This window comes from Nocardioides yefusunii (assembly GCF_004014875.1).
GTDB classification, from domain to species: domain Bacteria; phylum Actinomycetota; class Actinomycetes; order Propionibacteriales; family Nocardioidaceae; genus Nocardioides; species Nocardioides yefusunii.
Window position 1 is genome coordinate 2,439,932 of sequence record NZ_CP034929.1, and the last position, 16,038, is coordinate 2,455,969.

The window sequence follows — 16,038 nt, forward strand, 5'->3', positions numbered from 1 at the left end:
TACACTGCAGGGCATGACTGAGAACTCAAGCCCCGAGGTGACCACGCCGACGTCCGCACCGCGCGCCGTCGTCGTACCGGAGAAGCCGGCACTGGAGGGACTCGAGGCCAAGTGGGCCGAGCGTTGGAAGGCCGACGACACCTACGCCTTCGACCGCACCCAGCCGCGCGAGAACGTCTACTCGATCGACACCCCGCCGCCGACCGTCTCCGGTTCGCTGCACGTGGGCCACGTCTTCTCGTACACCCACACCGACCTCATCGCCCGCTTCCAGCGCATGCGCGGCAAGACCGTCTTCTACCCGATGGGTTGGGACGACAACGGTCTGCCGACCGAGCGTCGCGTGCAGAACTACTTCGGTGTGCGCTGCGACCCCTCGCTGCCCTACGACGCCGACTTCACCCCTCCGGCCAAGCCGGACCCGAAGAAGCAGATCCCGATCAGCCGCCCGAACTTCATCGAGCTCTGCGACCAGCTGGTCGCCGAGGACGAGAAGGTCTTCGAGTCGCTCTGGCGCACGCTGGGTCTCTCGGTCGACTGGAACCAGCAGTACACGACCATCGGCAAGCGCGCCCAGGCCGTGAGCCAGCGCGCCTTCCTGCGCAACTACGCCCGCGGTGAGGCCTACCTCCAGGAAGCCCCCACCCTGTGGGACGTCACCTTCCAGACCGCTGTGGCCCAGGCCGAGCTGGAGGCCCGCGACTACGCCGGCGCCTACCACCGCGTCTCGTTCCACACGCCCGACGGCGGCACCATCGAGATCGAGACCACCCGTCCCGAGCTCCTGCCCTCCGCGGTCGCCCTGATCGCCCACCCCGAGGACGAGCGCTACCAGGCTCTCTTCGGCACCACCGTCACGTCGCCGATCTTCGGCGTCGAGATCCCGGTCGTCGCCCACGCCGGCGCCGAGATGGACAAGGGTGCCGGCATCGCGATGTGCTGCACCTTCGGTGACCTCACCGACGTCACCTGGTGGCGCGAGCTCAACCTCCCGGTCCGCACCGTGATCGGCCGCGACGGCCGCTTCCTGCGCGACACCCCGGAGTGGCTCCAGGCCCCGAACGCAGCCCCCGACGCCTCGGAGTTCTACGAGACCCTGGCCGGCAAGACCACGTTCTCGGCCCGCGAAGCCGTCGTGGCCAAGCTGCGCGAGACCGGCGACCTGATCGGCGAGCCCAAGCCGACCCAGCGCATGGCGAACTTCTACGAGAAGGGCGACAAGCCCCTCGAGATCGTCTCGACCCGCCAGTGGTACCTCACCAACGGTGGTCGCAACCCCGAGCTGCGCGAGAAGATGCTCGCCCGTGGCGCCCAGCTGAACTGGCTGCCCGAGCACATGAAGCACCGCTACGACAACTGGGTCGGCGGCCTGAACGGCGACTGGCTGATCTCGCGCCAGCGCTTCTTCGGCATCCCGTTCCCGGTCTGGTACGCCCTCGACGCCGACGGTGAGCCCAACTACGCGGCCCCGATCGTCCCGACCGAGGCACAGCTCCCGATCGACCCCTCCACCGACGCCCCCGTGGGCTACGCCGAGGACCAGCGCGGCAAGCCGGGCGGCTTCATCGGTGACCCCGACGTCATGGACACCTGGGCGACCTCCTCGCTGACCCCGCACATCGCCGGTCAGTGGGAGTCCGACAACGACCTGTTCGAGCGGGTCTTCCCGATGGACCTGTGCACCCAGGGCCACGACATCATCCGCACCTGGCTGTTCTCCCGCGTCGTCCGTGCTCACTTCGAGAACGACGCCACCCCGTGGACCCACGCCATGCTCTCGGGCTGGATCCTCGACCCGGACCGCAAGAAGATGTCGAAGTCGAAGGGCAACGTCGTCGTCCCGACCGAGATCCTCGACAAGTTCGGTGCCGACGCGGTGCGCTGGCGTGCCTCCCTGGCCCGCCCGGGTCTGGACTCGCCGTTCGACGAGACCCAGATGAAGGTCGGTCGTCGTCTGGCGATGAAGGTCCTCAACGTCGCCAACTTCGTGCTCGGCAACATCAAGGCCACCGACCCCAACCCGATCGCTGTCTCCCAGCCGGTCGACGTGGCGCTGATGGGCGGCCTGGCCGACACCATCCGCACCGCCACCGAGGCGTTCGAGGCCTACGACTACACCAGCGCCCTCGAGACCGCGGAGCGCTTCTTCTGGTCCTTCTGCGACGACTACGTCGAGCTGGTCAAGGAGCGTGCCTACGAGGAGGACGGTGGCATCCCCACCGAGTCCGCGAAGGCTGCTCTGGCGCTCACCCTCGACACGCTGCTCAAGCTGCTCGCCCCGTTCCTGCCCTACGCGACCGAAGAGGTGTGGTCGTGGTGGCACGAGGGTTCGGTGCACACCCAGCGCTGGCCCGAGGTCAACGACCTCGGTTCTGCCGCTGCTGCTGACGGCGCGGTCCTCACCGCCGTCTCCGCCGCTCTCTCGGGCGTGCGTGGCGCGAAGTCGAAGGCCAAGGTCAAGATGCGTCACGAGCTGACCCGCGTCGAGATCACCGGCCCCGAGGCCCTGGTCAAGAACGCCGAACTGGCTGCTCCCGACCTGCGCAAGGCAGGCAAGATCACCGGTGACCTGATCTTCACCGTCGACGCCGACGCCACCGATCTCACCGTCGAGGCCGAGGTGGCCCCGACCGAGGAGTGACGGTCGTGGTGGTGAGCACCTCACGGTGACTCACCACCACACCACACACGTCACCACGCACAGGAGCCCTCGTCCCGATCGGGACGAGGGCTCCTGTGCATGTGGGGGCCGGATCAGCGCTGTCGGGCCGCCGGCTTGTTGCCCTGCTGGTTGCCCTGCTTGTTGCTGTGCTGGCCGCGCTGTCCGGCCTGGGCCTTCCGGGGCTGCTTGCCGGCTTGCTTGCGCAGCGGAGGACGGCTGTGATCGGACCCGCTGTGGCTGCCCTGGGGCTTCGCCTCGCGCTTGAGGTGCTTCTGGGTCCGACGCTCGACATCGCCCCTGACCTTCTTCTCAGGTTCCCGGGAGTGCTCCCGGTGCTGGCGCGGTCCCTTCCACTCGCCCTCGCCGTGTGCCTTCTCCTTGCCCGGCCTTGCACGGTGACCGTGCCGCGAGTGGTGCGGCTTCTTCGACGGCGTGTTCACCTCCCGGTTCTCTCTCGCGGAGGTGCCCGGCTGCCCGGTCGGCCTAGCCGTGGGCGTCGTGGTGGGCACGGAAGCGGGCCTGCCCGCGGGGCCCGTCGAGGGCTTGCTGGCGGGCGCGGAAACGGCAGTCGGAGCGGGGGTCCCTGCTGTGGCGCTCCGGGCCGCACCGCCGCGGGGCTGCATGCCGGGGTCGGACGTGGGCGCCTCGTCGGTCACCTTGTCGGCCGGTCCGGTGACAGGCTTCGTGACAGGCTTCGTGACAGGCTCGTCGTCGTGGTCCGTGACCGGCTGTGCGGTGGGCGCCGTGGCCAGAGAGGGCTGACTGGACGTGCCGTGTCCCTCCCCCAGGGTTCTGCCGGTCGCATCAGGCGTGTTCGGGACGAAGGTGCCAACCGCTCCCCCGGCCATACCCGACGACGGCACCGTCTGCGGCCGGTGGGCGCTCGTCGTGTACTGCGAGGTCGCCACCCCCACGGCACGCAGCACGCCGCTCAACGCATCGCTGCGCAGTCCGCTGAACACGATCCCCGCGCACAGCAACGTCACGACAACGAATGCGTACAGGGGCCTGCGGTGCTCGGAACTCATGGGTGGATGGTCCTGTCGGAGGGGGGCTCGAACCGTGTCATTCTCCACTCGACGCTGCGACAACACGTGAGTTCTGCACTTTTGCGACCAGAGCGTGACCTCGTGGGACGCACCGTGGCCCCTGACCAATGGTCAGGGGCCACGGTGGCTGCGCAGGGGCCCGGAGGCCACGCGTCGTCCGGGTCAGGCCGACTTGCGCTTGCTCTCGAACTCGCCGGTGACGAGCGTCGGGGCCGCGTCCTCCAGGACGGACTCCTGGGTCACGATCACCTTGGTGACGTCGTCACGGGACGGCACCTCGTACATGACGCCGAGCAGCACCTCTTCGATGATGGCGCGCAGACCGCGAGCACCGGTGCCACGCTCGAGCGCCTTGTCGGCGATCGCGGTGATGGCGCCCTCGGTGAATTCAAGTTCGACGCCGTCGATCTCGAAGAGCCGCTGGTACTGCTTGACGAGCGCGTTGCGGGGCTCGACGAGGATCTGGACCAGTGCGGCGTTGTCGAGCTTGGCGACCGACGCGATCAACGGCAGACGGCCGATGAACTCGGGGATCAGACCGAACTTGGTGAGGTCCTCGGGACGCACCTGGGCCATGTAGTCGTCGGCCTCGCGCTCGGCCTCGCCACGCACCTCGGCGGTGAAGCCCAGAGACTTCTTGCCGACGCGCTGCTCGACGATGTGCTCGAGGCCGGCGAAGGCACCACCGACGATGAACAGCACGTTGGTGGTGTCGATCTGGATGAACTCCTGGTGGGGGTGCTTGCGACCACCCTGCGGAGGCACCGACGCGGTGGTGCCCTCCAGCATCTTGAGCAGTGCCTGCTGGACGCCCTCACCAGAGACGTCTCGCGTGATCGAGGGGTTCTCCGCCTTGCGGGCCACCTTGTCGATCTCGTCGATGTAGATGATGCCGGTCTCGGCCTTCTTGACGTCGTAGTCAGCGGCCTGGATCAGCTTGAGGAGGATGTTCTCGACGTCCTCGCCCACGTAACCGGCCTCGGTGAGAGCCGTGGCGTCGGCGATGGCGAACGGGACGTTCAGCATGCGCGCCAGCGTCTGGGCCAGGTAGGTCTTGCCGCAACCGGTGGGACCGATCACGAGGATGTTGGACTTGGCGACCTCGACGGCGTCGTCCTTGCCAGGACGCGCAGCGGCGGAGGCCTGGGCCCGCACACGCTTGTAGTGGTTGTAGACGGCGACGGAGAGCGCCTTCTTGGCCTGCTCCTGGCCGATCACGTACTGCTGGAGGAAGTCGAAGATCTCACGCGGCTTCGGGAGCTCCTCGAGACCGACCTCGGTACCCTCGGCGAGCTCCTCCTCGATGATCTCGTTGCAGAGCTCGATGCACTCGTCACAGATGTAGACGTTGGGGCCTGCGATGAGCTTCTTGACCTGCTTCTGGCTCTTCCCACAGAAGTTGCACTTCAGCAGGTCGCCGCCGTCACCGATTCGAGCCACTTCTCGATCATTCCTCCGGTCAGGGCCGGACCAGGTCCGGCGGTCGTGCTGCGTTGCAGGGTCGCCCGTCAGGGCGGTGCACCTCGCGGGAGGCGCAGAGTTCGACGTTACCCGTCCGGACGCGATTTACGCTCCGTGACACGGGAGCCGGGGGCGATCCGCTGCCCGGCGGGGTGGTGGGGCACGTCCAGCTGGACGTGCCCCACCCGGGTCCGTCAGCCCAGCGCGAAGGCGCTGTTGCGGGACTGGAGGATCGAGTCGACCAGACCGTACTCGACGGCCTGCTCAGCGGTGAGGATCTTGTCGCGCTCGATGTCGCGGCTGACCTCGTCGCGGTCCTTGCCGGAGTGCTCGGAGATCATCGTCTCGAGCAGGTCGCGCATGCGCAGGATCTCGTTGGCCTGGATCTCGATGTCCGAGGTCTGACCGAAGGTGCCCTCGGTGTACGGCTGGTGGATCAGGATGCGCGAGTTCGGCAGAGCGAGACGCTTGCCCGGGGCACCGGCGGCGAGCAGGATCGCGGCGGCCGAGGCAGCCTGACCCAGGCAGACGGTCTGGACGTCGGGCTTGATGAACTGCATCGTGTCGTAGATCGCGGTGAGCGCCGTGAAGGAGCCACCGGGCGAGTTGATGTAGATCGAGATGTCCTGGTCGGGGTTGATCGTCTCCAGGCAGAGCAGCTGCGCCATGACGGCGTTCGCGACGTCGTCGGAGATCGGCGAGCCGAGGAAGATGATGCGCTCCTCGAACAGCTTCGCGAAGGGGTCGATCCGGCGGACACCGTAGGAGGTCCGCTCTTCCCACTGCGGGATGTAGTAGTTCATCGTCAGTCCTTCTTGGGCTTCGAGGTGGTCTCGCGGGCGCTCGTGATCACCTTGTCGATCAGGCCGTACTCGAGGGCCTGGGCGGCGGTGAACCAGCGGTCGCGGTCGGCGTCGACGATGACCTGCTCGACGGACTGACCGGTGTGCTCGGCGATGAGGTCGAGCAGGACCTTCTTGATGTGCAGGGACTGCTGGGCCTGGATCCGGATGTCGGAGGCCGAACCGCCCATGCCCGAAGAGGGCTGGTGCATCATGATGCGCGCGTGCGGCAGGGCGTAACGCTTGCCCTTGGCACCGGCGCAGAGGAGGAACTGGCCCATCGACGCGGCCAGGCCCATGCCCACGGTCACGACGTCGTTGGGGATGTAGTTCATGGTGTCGTAGATCGCCATGCCGGCGTCGACGGAACCACCCGGGCTGTTGATGTGCAGGTAGATGTCCGCCTCGGGGTCCTCCGCGGAGAGCAGCAGGAGCTGCGCGCAGATCGCGTTCGCGTTCTGGTCGCGGACCTCGGACCCGAGGAAGACGATGCGCTCCTTGAGCAGTCGGGAGTACACGCCGTCGTCGAGCCCGTACGAAGCGCCGCCGTTCATCTGGGGCGCAGTCTGGGAAGCACTGGAGTTCGGGTTCACGCTGACGACAGTAGCCGGTGCCACCGACACTTCCACGGCGGATCGCCTGTTGTTCGCCCACAGCGCACACCTGCCCGGACCGGCGTGTCCCGCTGCGCCGTCAGTGCCCCTGAAACGGCAGAACCCCGCCGTCCCGGCCACCAGGGCAGGGACGACGGGGTTCCGTCAGCGTGGGACGCGGAAGGCTCAGGCCTCCTCGGTCTCCTCAGCAGCCTCGTCAGCGGCCGGCTCGGCGATGGTGCCGTCCGGGCGCAGGTTCTTGAGGTCGACCACGTTGCCCGAAGCGTCCTTGACCGAAGCGGTCTCGACGATCTGGGCAAGAGCCTTGCCGCGCAGGATCTCCTGGACGAGCTCGGGGATGTGGTTGTGCTCGAACATGTGGTTCGCGAACTCCTGCGGGTCCTGACCGGACTGCTGGGCGCGCATGATCATGTGCTGCGACAGGTCGTTCTGGTCAACACCGAGCTCCTCCTTCTTCGCCACGGCGTCGAGGATGAACTGAGCGGTGATGGCGTCGCGGACACGGCGGTCGAGGTCAGCCTCGAACTCCTCCTGGGTCTGGCCCTCGTCCTCGAGGTACTTCTCCATGGTGAGGCCGGCGAACAGCAGCTGCTGCTCGACGTTCGCACGACGCGAGTTGAGCTCGTCGGTCACGAGGGTCTCGGGCAGGGCCACGGAGACCTGCTCGAGGAGGGCCTCGAGAACGGCGTCACGAGCGGCGGCAGCCTGCTCGAGGCGCTTGGAGCGGGCCAGACGCTCGCGGACGTCCTCGGTCAGCTCGGCCACGGTGTCGAACTCGGAGGCGAGCTGCGCGAACTCGTCGTCGAACTCGGGGAGCTGCTGCTCCTGGACGGCGGTGACCTTGACGGTCACGTCGACGTCCTCGCCCACCAGGTCGCCACCGACGAGCTGCGACGCGAAGGTCTTCTCGTCGTCAGCCTTCATGCCGGCGAGGTTCTCGTCGAGACCCTCGAGCATGCCGCCGCGGCCGACCTTGTAGGACATGCCGGAGACCTCGCCGCCCTCGACGGTCTCGCCGCCCTTGGCAGCGGTCAGGTCGATGGTGACGAAGTCGCCGTCAGCGGCAGCGCGCTCGACGTCGACCAGGGTGCCGAAGCGCTCGCGGAGGGCCTGGATCTGGTCCTCGACGTCGGCGTCGGTGATCTCGATGTCCTCGACCTTGGCCTCGACACCGTCGTAGTTCGGGAGGTCGAACTGCGGCTTGACGTCAACCTCGGCAACGAACTCGAGGAGCTCGTTGTCCTCGATCTTGGTGACCTCGATCTCGGGCTGGGCCAGCGGCTCCAGACCCTCGGCCTGCATGGCCTCCATGTACTTGGGGCCGATGGCCTCGTTGATGGCCTCGTTCAGGACGACGCCACGGCCGACCTGGCGGTCAATGACCGCGGCGGGGACCTTGCCACGGCGGAAGCCGGGGACGTTGATCTGCTGGGCGATCTTCTTGTAGGCCGCGTCGAGGCTCGGCTTGAGCTCCTCGAAGGGCACCTCGACGGTCAGCTTGACCCGGGTCGGGTTCAAGTTCTCGACGGCGCTCTTCACAGGTGTTCTCCTATCGATGGTGGTGCGGGTTCATGTGCCCGTCCCGGGCGTGGTGCCGCAGGGGTGCGGCCGGTCCGAACGGGCAGACCAGCGCAACTCACGCCTACAGCGGAGTCACACGGGGCCCGGCAGATTTGTCCACCGACCAGAGTACTGGTCGCCGCCATGCCCGCGTAAATCCCCCCGCTCCCGCGCCTGCGCCACCGTGGCCCTGCCCGGGAACGCCGAAGGACCCCCGCCGAGGCGGGGGTCCTTCGTTCTGCTCAACCGTCGGGGCGACAGGACTCGAACCTGCGGTCTCCTGCTCCCAAAGCAGGCGCGCTAGCCACTACGCTACGCCCCGGTCGATGCTCTGAACGTGCATCGAAACCGCGGTCACACTATCACCGTGCACACCACGACGACGTCGCTGGACACAGCCCACGGCGTCGGTGCCCGCAATGCACTCAGCCCCGACCTGGGGCCGGGGCTGAGTGGGATCTGAGCGAATGACGGGAATCGAACCCGCGTAATCAGTTTGGAAGACTGAGGCTCTACCATTGAGCTACATTCGCGCGCACCGAACCGGACGAGTCCGTGTGCTCGGTACGGGTGACATGGTGCCACATTCAGCCCCCGAGAGTGCAACCGGGCCGGGTTCTCGCCCCGGAACGCGTCACCCGACGCGGCGGTGGACGACCAACAGCGCACGGTCGTCGCCAGGAATGTCGACGGCGTCGATCAGGCGTGCCGCGGCGTCCTCGAAGTCGCCGCGCAGCACCCGGTCGGCCTGGCCGAGCAGGTGGTCGGTGCCGGTGGAGATGTCGCGCGTGCGGGACTCCACCAGGCCGTCGGTGTAGAGCAGCACCGCGTCACCGCGGCGCAGGTGGCCACGCACGACCGGGTACTCGGCATCGTCGACCAGGCCCAGCAACGGGCCCTCGGTCTCCTGGACGAACCAGCGCCCCGAGCCCGCGTCGTGCACGATCGCGGGCGGGTGGCCCGCCGAGCGCACCTCGTAGTCGCCGGTCATCAGGTCGACGGAGATGTGGATCGCGGTCGCGAACCCCTCACGCCACTCCTGTCGGATCAGGTAAGTGTTGGCGGCAGGCAGGAACTCCGCGGGCGGCAACGCGCCCATGAGACCACCGAACGCACCGGAGAGCAGCAGCGCACGGGTCCCTGCCTCCTCACCCTTGCCGGAGACGTCGACCACGACCAGCTCGAGCCGGGTCAGACCCGAACGCGACGCGACGACGAAGTCCCCGGCGAACGCGGTGCCGCCGGCGGAGCGGAGCTCCCAGCCGACGTTCCAGTCCTTCGGGAGTTCGGGAATGCGTCCCTGTTTGAGGATGCGGTCACGCAGGTCGACGAGCATCGACTCGCCGCGCATGCCGCCGACACCGAGACGGGTGCGCCGGAAGGACGTCATCAGCACGATGAAACCGAGCGCGAAGATGATCGCGATCGCCATCGCGGTGCGCGGCGTCATGTCCTCCTGACGGGTGACCGTCAACGCCAACGCCAGCAGGACGAAGACCACGAACCACGGCAACTGTCGGGGGCCGAGCAGAAGACTGCCGACGACCAGGGGCAGCACCAAGGTGATCAGCGGGACGATCACGGGGAACACCACGATGAGGACGGCGACCACCACCGTCACCAGGACCAGCGCGGCGAGTTCGACCGACCAGCCGGCACGCTGCGCCCGCTGCCAGCAGGTGCGCGCGAACCCGGCACACCTCTCGCCGAGCGTCTTCAGCCGCGCCACACCCATCCTCGTTCGCCGATTCCTGTCGCCACTCCTGCTGTGTGTACCCGCCACGTCACCCTACGGTCACACCGGAAGCCTAGGCCCGGCGAAGCGACTCGGGCTGGCATTCGCTGCACCAGAACAGGTTCCGGCCCATCAGGACGCTGGCGCTGACCGGTGTCCCGCAGACGTGGCACGACATGTCGGTGCGGCGGTAGACGTACACCTCTCCCCCGTGGTCGTCCTTGCGGGCATCGCGGCCCATCGCCTCGGGAGTGTGTTCGGGACGCACGGTGTCGATCCGCCCCGTCGCGACGCCCTCGGTCATCAGCATGACGAGGTCGTCCCAGATCGCGACGAACTGCTCCCGGGTGAGCTCCTTGCCGGGCACCAGCGGGTGGATGCGGTGGCGGAACAGCACCTCGGCGCGGTAGACGTTGCCGACCCCGGCGATCACGGTCTGGTCCATCAGCAGGTCGCCGATAGTGCGGCTCGAACGCCTGACCTTGGCCCACACCTGTGCGACGTCACCGTCGGGACGCAGTGGATCAGGGCCGAGAGTGGCCATGACCTCCGCGACGCGTGCCGGACCGACGAGGTCGCAGCGGGTGGCACCACGCAGGTCGGCCCAGGCGTCGGCGGTGGCGAACCGCAGCCGGACCGCGCCGACGGGATCAGGAACGACGTCGGCACCGGCGGGCAGGCCGCGGTGGACGTCAAAATTTCCGATCAGGCCGAGGTGGACGTGAACGAACCGGTCGCCCTCGAACTCGACGAAGAGCTGCTTCCCCTTGGCGTCCGCGCCCAGCAGGACCGCTCCGTCGAGGTCACGTGCCTCGGCGGCGAAGCGGCCCTGCGGGGAGGAAACACGCACCGGCTGGTCGCGGAACGCCTCGTCGAGGTGTCCGGCCAGCCGGCGCAGGGTGTGTCCTTCAGGCACTGATCTCTCAGGCCTCGGGGCCACGCAGGGCCGACTCCGGCAGGGCGGGGAGCTCGCGGGTGACCTCGTACTCGCTCATCTGTCCGATGCGGCGCACGTGGCGCTCGTCGCCCGAGAACGGGGCCTGGAGGAAGATGCCGATGAAACGGGTCATCTCCTCGATCGTGTGCTGACGGCCGCCGACGGAGATCACGTTGGCGTCGTTGTGGTCGCGGGCCAGGGCCGCGGTGTCGTCGTTCCAGACCAGGGCGGCACGGATGCCGATGACCTTGTTGGCAGCCATCTGCTCGCCGTTGCCGGAACCACCGATGACGATGCCGAGGCTGTCGAGGCCTTCGGCGCGCTCCGCGGCGACACCTTCGGCCGCGCGCAGGCAGAAAACGGGGTAGTCGTCGAGGGCGTCGTAGACGAACGGGCCGTGGTCGACGGCCTCGTAGCCGTTGTCGACGAGCCAGTTGAGGAGGTGGTCCTTCAGTTCGAGGCCAGCGTGGTCGGAGCCAATGTGAACGCGCATGAACACATTGTCTCAGATCGGCGTCGCCCCACCGACCCCCCGTTCGGAGGTGGCTGCACCCGGTGATCCTCAGGCGTGCAGGCGGAGGAATGCCCCGGCCTGCGCCATCAGCGGCTCGGCCTGGTCGAACGCCTTCGGATGACGCCAGAAGCCGTGCACCAGCCCGAGGTAACGAGTTGCGGTCACCAAGACGCCCGCCTCGCCCAGCAGCACGGCGAGGCGTTCCCCGTCGTCGCGGCACGGGTCGTGCTCGCAGGTGACGACCAGCGTCGGGGGCAGGGTGGCGAGGGCGTCGCTGAGCAGCGGCGCCATGTCGGGGTGGCTGCGGTCGGCGTCGGTGGCTGCGTACTGCTCCCAGTACCAGAGCGCCTCGGCGCGGTCGAAGCCCTCGCTCTCCTCGTACCAACTGGGGGCGTCGGCGGCGGGGTCGAGGAAGGGGTAGATCAACGCGATCGCGGCGAAGGTGCCCGGGTGACGCAGCGCCGCCACCAGGGCGAGGTTGGCACCGGCGGAGTCCCCGTGGGCGAAGAGAGGGACGTCGTCAGGCAGGCCCAGCTCGGCCACTCCCCCGGCCTGCAGCCAGCCCACCACGGTGGACACGTCGTCGGGGGCCGCGGGGAACCTGTGCTCGGGTGGACGCCGGTACTCCACACTCAGCACCGCGAGCCCGGAACGGTTGGCGAAGCGTCGGGCGGAGGAGTCGTGGATCTCGACGTCGTTGAAGACGAAGCCGCCGCCGTGCAGGTGGACGACCAGACCGGCCGGGCTGTCGGTGCTGGCGTAGTAACGCACCGTCACGGGTTCACACCCCTCCACCACGGCGGTGTGGTCATGCACGTGAGCGACGTCCTCGCGGGCCGAGGCCAGCGCGAGGGCGCGGTCCCGGGCACGTTCGGCGTCGATCGAGTAGCCGTCCTCGGTGACCTTCGGGCCCGACGACGTGAGAGCAACCGCGCGACGGGACTGCGGAGTGAGAACCATGCAGAGATCCTGTCCGTGGACAGTGTCAGCGCGCCATCAGGGCGTCCATCGCGACCGCGACCGCGGCGGCGACCCGGAAGTCGATGCGGGCATCGGGCACCGACACCTCGTAGTTGTCGCGGATCGAGAAGCCGCGCGTCACCGACAGCAGCGGCTGGCCCGAGGCGTCGGCGTAGTCGAAGTGGATCGGCAGCGGGAGGTCGACGAAGCGACGCAGCAGCGCCACCGGCATCGACCGTTCCTGACCGGTGCCGACGTAGCCGGGGCCCTCGACGTGGAAGGTAGAGCGGATCAGGGAGGCACCGAAGTCCTTGCGGAAGAACCCGATCTGGACGCCGTCGGCGTCACGGACGTCGTAGCCGGCGTTGAGATCCATCACCTGACGCGCCTTGAAGCCGAAGACCGGCTGGGTCTTCGAGGCGTCGGCGAAGAACGTGACCTGCTCCTTGAACGCGAAGCGCTTCTGCTCGGCGAAGGCGAGCATCTGCCCCGGCTTCCCGTCCGGCGTCGCGGCCAGGATCTCGTAGCGGTTCACCATCATGGTGATCTTCTGCTTCACGAAGAAGCGCGGAATGTGCGTCGGGCCCATGGGGGTGAACAGTACGTGTCACTCCCATGGGCCCGTGCGCGTGTTCCACAGGTCCTGTCCGACGCTCGGCCGGGACGGCCTCAGCTCAGGCCGAGGCGCTCCAGCTCCTCGTCGACGAGGGCCGGGTCGAGCTTGGTGAAGACCGGGGTCGGCTTCTCGATCGGGGTGCCGACCACGACGTCCTTGCGGCCCCAGGCGCGGGCACCGGAGTAGTCGCCGGTGATGACGGGGTAGGAACGGCCCTCGAGGTCGAGGTCGTCGACCTCCTCGACGCGCGGCATCGGCTGGACGTCACCGGCACCGCCGAGGACGGCGTCGATCTGGTTCGCGGTGAACGGCAGGAACGGGCTCAGGAGCGTGTTGAGGTCCTGGACGCACTGGGCCATGACGTTCAGGACGGTGCCCAGACGCTCCGGGTCCTCCTTGATCTTCCACGGCTCGGAGTCGGTGACGTACTTGTTGACGTCGGCCACGGCACGCATCGCCTCGTTGATCGCGTTGCGCATGCGGTTGCGACCGATCAGGTCACCGACGGTGTCGAACGCCTTGAGCGTCGAGGCGAGGATCGCCTCGTCGGCGTCGGTCAGGGCGGCAGCGGCCGGGATCTGTCCGAAGTTCTTGGCGATCAGGGTCGCGGTGCGCGAGACCAGGTTGCCCCAGCCGGCGACGAGCTCGGAGTTGGTGCGGGTGACGAACTCGCCCCACGAGAAGTCGGAGTCCTGGTTCTCGGGGCCGGCAGCGGCCACGAAGTAGCGGAAGGCGTCGGGCTGGTAGCGGCTCAGCAGGTCCGCGACGTAGATGACGACCTTCTTCGACGAGGAGAACTTGCGGCCCTCCATCGTCAGGTACTCCGAGGAGACGACCTCGGTGGGCAGGTTCAGCTGACCCAGGGAGTGGCTCTCGCCGCCCTTGGCGCCCTTGCCGTTGTAGGCCAGCAGCTCGCCGGGCCAGATCTGGGAGTGGAAGGTGATGTTGTCCTTGCCCATGAAGTAGTACGACAGGGCCTGCGGGTCGTTCCACCACTCGCGCCACGCCTCGGGGTTGCCCGAGCGGCGGGCCCACTCGACCGAGGCCGAGAGGTAGCCGATGACGGCGTCGAACCAGACGTAGAGCTTCTTCGACGGGTTCTCCGCCCAGCCCTCGAGCGGGACCGAGATGCCCCAGTCGATGTCGCGCGTCATGGCACGGGGACGGATCTCGGAGAGGATGTTCTTGGAGAACTTGATGACGTTGGGACGCCAGGTGCCCGAGGCGTCGCGCTCGTCGAGCCACTCACCGAGGGCCTCGGCCAGGGCGGGCAGGTCGAGGAAGAGGTGCTGGGTCTCGATGAACTCCGGCTTCTCGCCGTTGATCCGCGAGACCGGGTCGATCAGGTCGTGGGGGTCGAGCTGGTTGCCGCAGGCGTCGCACTGGTCGCCACGGGCGCCCGGCTCCTTGCAGATCGGGCAGGTGCCCTCGATGTAGCGGTCCGGCAGGGTGCGGCCGGTCGAGGGAGAGATCGCACCGTAGGTGGTCTGCTCGATGAAGTAGCCGTTCTCGTGGACGCCCTTGAAGAGCTCCTGGGCCACGAGGTGGTGGTTGCCGGTGGTGGTGCGGGTGTAGAGGTCGTAGGAGACGCCCAGACCGACGAGGTCCTCCACGATCAGACGGTGGTTGTGGTCCACCATCTCCTGCGGGGTCTTGCCGGCCTCGTCCGCTGCGATGAGGATCGGGGTTCCGTGCTCGTCGGAACCCGACACCATGAGCACGTCGTGACCCGCCATGCGCATGTAGCGACTGAAGACGTCGGAGGGGACGCCGAAACCGGCGACGTGGCCGATGTGGCGGGGGCCGTTGGCGTACGGCCAGGCAACTGCGGAGAGGACCTTGCTCATGGGTCCAGAGTAGTGAGGTGGTCGCCCCTCGAGCACCATCGCCCCGCACCAGGCTGAGGAGATGAGCCACCCGACTCGCGCTCCACGGCATGGCAGCCCTGGACCCGAAGGCCGGTCACGGGGTCTTCGCCAGCGACCGCATCATCGCCGTGGCTCCTCCCCCGGGCCCGACCCAGGCGACTGAGGCCGATCCGCTGCTCGCCCGGGCGTGGAGCATCGTCGCGGAGAGGCCCCGCAGCCCCTCCGACGTCGTGACCAGACTCGGCAAGGGTGCCCGCGAAGACGTCGCGGCACGTCTGGTGGATCGCGGAATCCTGGAACGCGTGGACGCCACGGTGTGTGCACAAGGTGGTCCCCAGCGACCTTCCGCGCAAGGAGGTCAAGCGTCGTGCCAAGGCGATCGCCGAGGGCGGCTGGGCCACCGACGCGGTCCGCAAGGCGGTCGAGGCCGTCAATGCGGCACTGATGACCAGCATGGTCGCAGCGACCGTGGTGGCGACCAGCTGAACTGGTCGCCACCACACCGGTGAATCAGGAGAAGTCGAGGCCTCCGGTGCGCGAGCGCTTGAGCTCGAAGAAGCTGGGGAACTTCGCCACCGTGACGACGCCGTCCCACAGCTCTCCGGCGTCCTCGCCCTTGGGGATTGCGTTGAGGACAGGACCGAAGAACGCGACGCCGTTGACGGAGATGGTGGGGGTGCCGACGTCGTCACCGACCTGGTCCATGCCGCGGTGGTGCGAGGCGGCGACGGCCTCGTCCAGACCTGCGTCGTCCATCGCGTCGACGAGGTCGGCCTCCAGACCGGCACGCTCGACGGCGGTGGCGATCAGGTCGCGGCTGATCGGCTGCTTCTCGTGGTGGATCAACTCGCCGAACGCGGTGTACAGGCCGGCGAGGACGCTCTTGCCGTGGCGCTGCTCGGCGGCGATGCAGACGCGCACCGGGCCCCAGGCGGGCTCGAGCATGTCGCGGTAGGTCTGCGGGATGTCCTTGTCCTTGTTGAGGTAGGCCAGCGACATGACGTTCCACTCGACGTCGACGTCACGGACCTTCTCGACCTCGAGGATCCAGCGCGAGGTGATCCACGCGAACGGGCACAGCGGGTCGAACCAGAAACCGGCGGTGTCGCGGGCGGTCTGGTCAGCGGACACGGCAGAGGGGGCAGCAGAGGTCTCAGTCACGTACCGAAGTCAACCAGAGTGGTGTGGATGACGTCCTCGGCTTCGGGGCGGTGACACCA

The 16,038-nt window shown here is 68.1% G+C and carries 14 protein-coding genes and 2 tRNA genes; 2 read left to right on the forward strand and 14 right to left on the reverse strand.

Translation table 11 applies throughout. The features are described 5' to 3' along the window. Nucleotides 1-13: 13 nt before the first annotated feature. On the forward strand, nucleotides 14-2,641 hold the full coding sequence (gene valS / locus EOV43_RS11110) for a valine--tRNA ligase (protein ID WP_128221342.1): 2,628 nt from the start codon (nucleotides 14-16) through the stop codon (nucleotides 2,639-2,641). Between the two features lie 113 nt (nucleotides 2,642-2,754). Here valS and EOV43_RS11115 read toward each other — a convergent pair whose 3' ends face one another. The 13 genes from EOV43_RS11115 to metG form a co-directional block, all read right to left on the reverse strand. Beyond that, on the reverse strand, nucleotides 2,755-3,690 hold the full coding sequence (locus EOV43_RS11115; RefSeq protein ID WP_128221343.1) for a hypothetical protein: 936 nt from the start codon (nucleotides 3,688-3,690) through the stop codon (nucleotides 2,755-2,757). A gap of 183 nt (nucleotides 3,691-3,873) precedes the next feature. Continuing rightward, complete coding sequence (gene clpX, locus EOV43_RS11120) at nucleotides 3,874-5,151, reverse strand: ATP-dependent Clp protease ATP-binding subunit ClpX (RefSeq protein WP_128221344.1); 1,278 nt, start codon at nucleotides 5,149-5,151, stop codon at nucleotides 3,874-3,876. Between the two features lie 215 nt (nucleotides 5,152-5,366). Beyond that, nucleotides 5,367-5,975: an ATP-dependent Clp protease proteolytic subunit gene (locus tag EOV43_RS11125; RefSeq protein ID WP_128221345.1), complete on the reverse strand. Its 609-nt coding sequence runs from the start codon at nucleotides 5,973-5,975 to the stop codon at nucleotides 5,367-5,369. A 2-nt stretch (nucleotides 5,976-5,977) separates the two neighbouring features. Beyond that, nucleotides 5,978-6,568, reverse strand: coding sequence for an ATP-dependent Clp protease proteolytic subunit (locus tag EOV43_RS11130; protein ID WP_206611479.1), 591 nt, complete (start codon nucleotides 6,566-6,568; stop codon nucleotides 5,978-5,980). A 225-nt stretch (nucleotides 6,569-6,793) separates the two neighbouring features. Further along, entirely contained in the window at nucleotides 6,794-8,167 is a 1,374-nt protein-coding gene (tig, locus tag EOV43_RS11135) for a trigger factor (RefSeq protein ID WP_128221347.1), read from the reverse strand. Nucleotides 8,168-8,437: 270 nt separating this feature from the next. Next, nucleotides 8,438-8,510, reverse strand: a tRNA-Pro gene (locus EOV43_RS11140). Nucleotides 8,511-8,650: 140 nt separating this feature from the next. Further along, nucleotides 8,651-8,721 (reverse strand) — tRNA-Gly (locus EOV43_RS11145). Nucleotides 8,722-8,822: 101 nt separating this feature from the next. Continuing rightward, nucleotides 8,823-9,917, reverse strand: a complete 1,095-nt coding sequence (locus EOV43_RS11150) for a PP2C family protein-serine/threonine phosphatase (protein ID WP_239022100.1) — start codon at nucleotides 9,915-9,917, stop codon at nucleotides 8,823-8,825. Nucleotides 9,918-9,996: 79 nt separating this feature from the next. Continuing rightward, complete coding sequence (locus EOV43_RS11155; RefSeq protein ID WP_128221349.1) at nucleotides 9,997-10,839, reverse strand: Fpg/Nei family DNA glycosylase; 843 nt, start codon at nucleotides 10,837-10,839, stop codon at nucleotides 9,997-9,999. A gap of 7 nt (nucleotides 10,840-10,846) precedes the next feature. Then, entirely contained in the window at nucleotides 10,847-11,353 is a 507-nt protein-coding gene (locus tag EOV43_RS11160; RefSeq protein ID WP_128221350.1) for a ribose-5-phosphate isomerase, read from the reverse strand. A gap of 69 nt (nucleotides 11,354-11,422) precedes the next feature. Next, nucleotides 11,423-12,334 carry an alpha/beta hydrolase gene (locus tag EOV43_RS11165; protein ID WP_128221351.1) on the reverse strand — a complete coding sequence of 304 codons (912 nt, stop codon included), beginning with the start codon at nucleotides 12,332-12,334 and terminating at the stop codon, nucleotides 11,423-11,425. Nucleotides 12,335-12,359: 25 nt separating this feature from the next. Further along, a complete protein-coding gene (locus EOV43_RS11170) occupies nucleotides 12,360-12,923 on the reverse strand; it encodes an LURP-one-related family protein (protein WP_128221352.1) in 564 nt (187 codons plus the stop codon). An 80-nt stretch (nucleotides 12,924-13,003) separates the two neighbouring features. Continuing rightward, the gene (gene metG, locus EOV43_RS11175) at nucleotides 13,004-14,797 is read right to left on the reverse strand and encodes a methionine--tRNA ligase (protein WP_128221353.1); all 1,794 of its coding nucleotides are present in this window, start codon (nucleotides 14,795-14,797) and stop codon (nucleotides 13,004-13,006) included. 89 nt (nucleotides 14,798-14,886) lie between these two features. Here metG and EOV43_RS16000 point away from each other — a divergent pair, with 89 nt between their 5' ends. Then, nucleotides 14,887-15,327 carry a GPP34 family phosphoprotein gene (locus EOV43_RS16000; RefSeq protein WP_128221354.1) on the forward strand — a complete coding sequence of 147 codons (441 nt, stop codon included), beginning with the start codon at nucleotides 14,887-14,889 and terminating at the stop codon, nucleotides 15,325-15,327. Nucleotide 15,328: 1 nt separating this feature from the next. On the opposite strand, the gene EOV43_RS11185 is transcribed toward EOV43_RS16000, so the two are convergent. Further along, on the reverse strand, nucleotides 15,329-15,979 hold the full coding sequence (locus tag EOV43_RS11185) for a mycothiol-dependent nitroreductase Rv2466c family protein (RefSeq protein WP_277745786.1): 651 nt from the start codon (nucleotides 15,977-15,979) through the stop codon (nucleotides 15,329-15,331). Nucleotides 15,980-16,038: the final 59 nt, after the last annotated feature.

Coding starts and splice junctions, on each gene's coding strand:
- valS (WP_128221342.1), top strand. CDS start 14: ATGACTGAGAACTCAAGCCCCGAGGTGACCACGCCGACGTCCGCACCG.
- EOV43_RS11115 (WP_128221343.1), bottom strand. CDS start 3,690: ATGAGTTCCGAGCACCGCAGGCCCCTGTACGCATTCGTTGTCGTGACG.
- EOV43_RS11125 (WP_128221345.1), bottom strand. CDS start 5,975: ATGAACTACTACATCCCGCAGTGGGAAGAGCGGACCTCCTACGGTGTC.
- EOV43_RS11130 (WP_206611479.1), bottom strand. CDS start 6,568: ATGAACGGCGGCGCTTCGTACGGGCTCGACGACGGCGTGTACTCCCGA.
- EOV43_RS11160 (WP_128221350.1), bottom strand. CDS start 11,353: ATGCGCGTTCACATTGGCTCCGACCACGCTGGCCTCGAACTGAAGGAC.
- EOV43_RS11165 (WP_128221351.1), bottom strand. CDS start 12,334: ATGGTTCTCACTCCGCAGTCCCGTCGCGCGGTTGCTCTCACGTCGTCG.
- EOV43_RS11170 (WP_128221352.1), bottom strand. CDS start 12,923: ATGGGCCCGACGCACATTCCGCGCTTCTTCGTGAAGCAGAAGATCACC.
- metG (WP_128221353.1), bottom strand. CDS start 14,797: ATGAGCAAGGTCCTCTCCGCAGTTGCCTGGCCGTACGCCAACGGCCCC.
- EOV43_RS16000 (WP_128221354.1), top strand. CDS start 14,887: ATGGCAGCCCTGGACCCGAAGGCCGGTCACGGGGTCTTCGCCAGCGAC.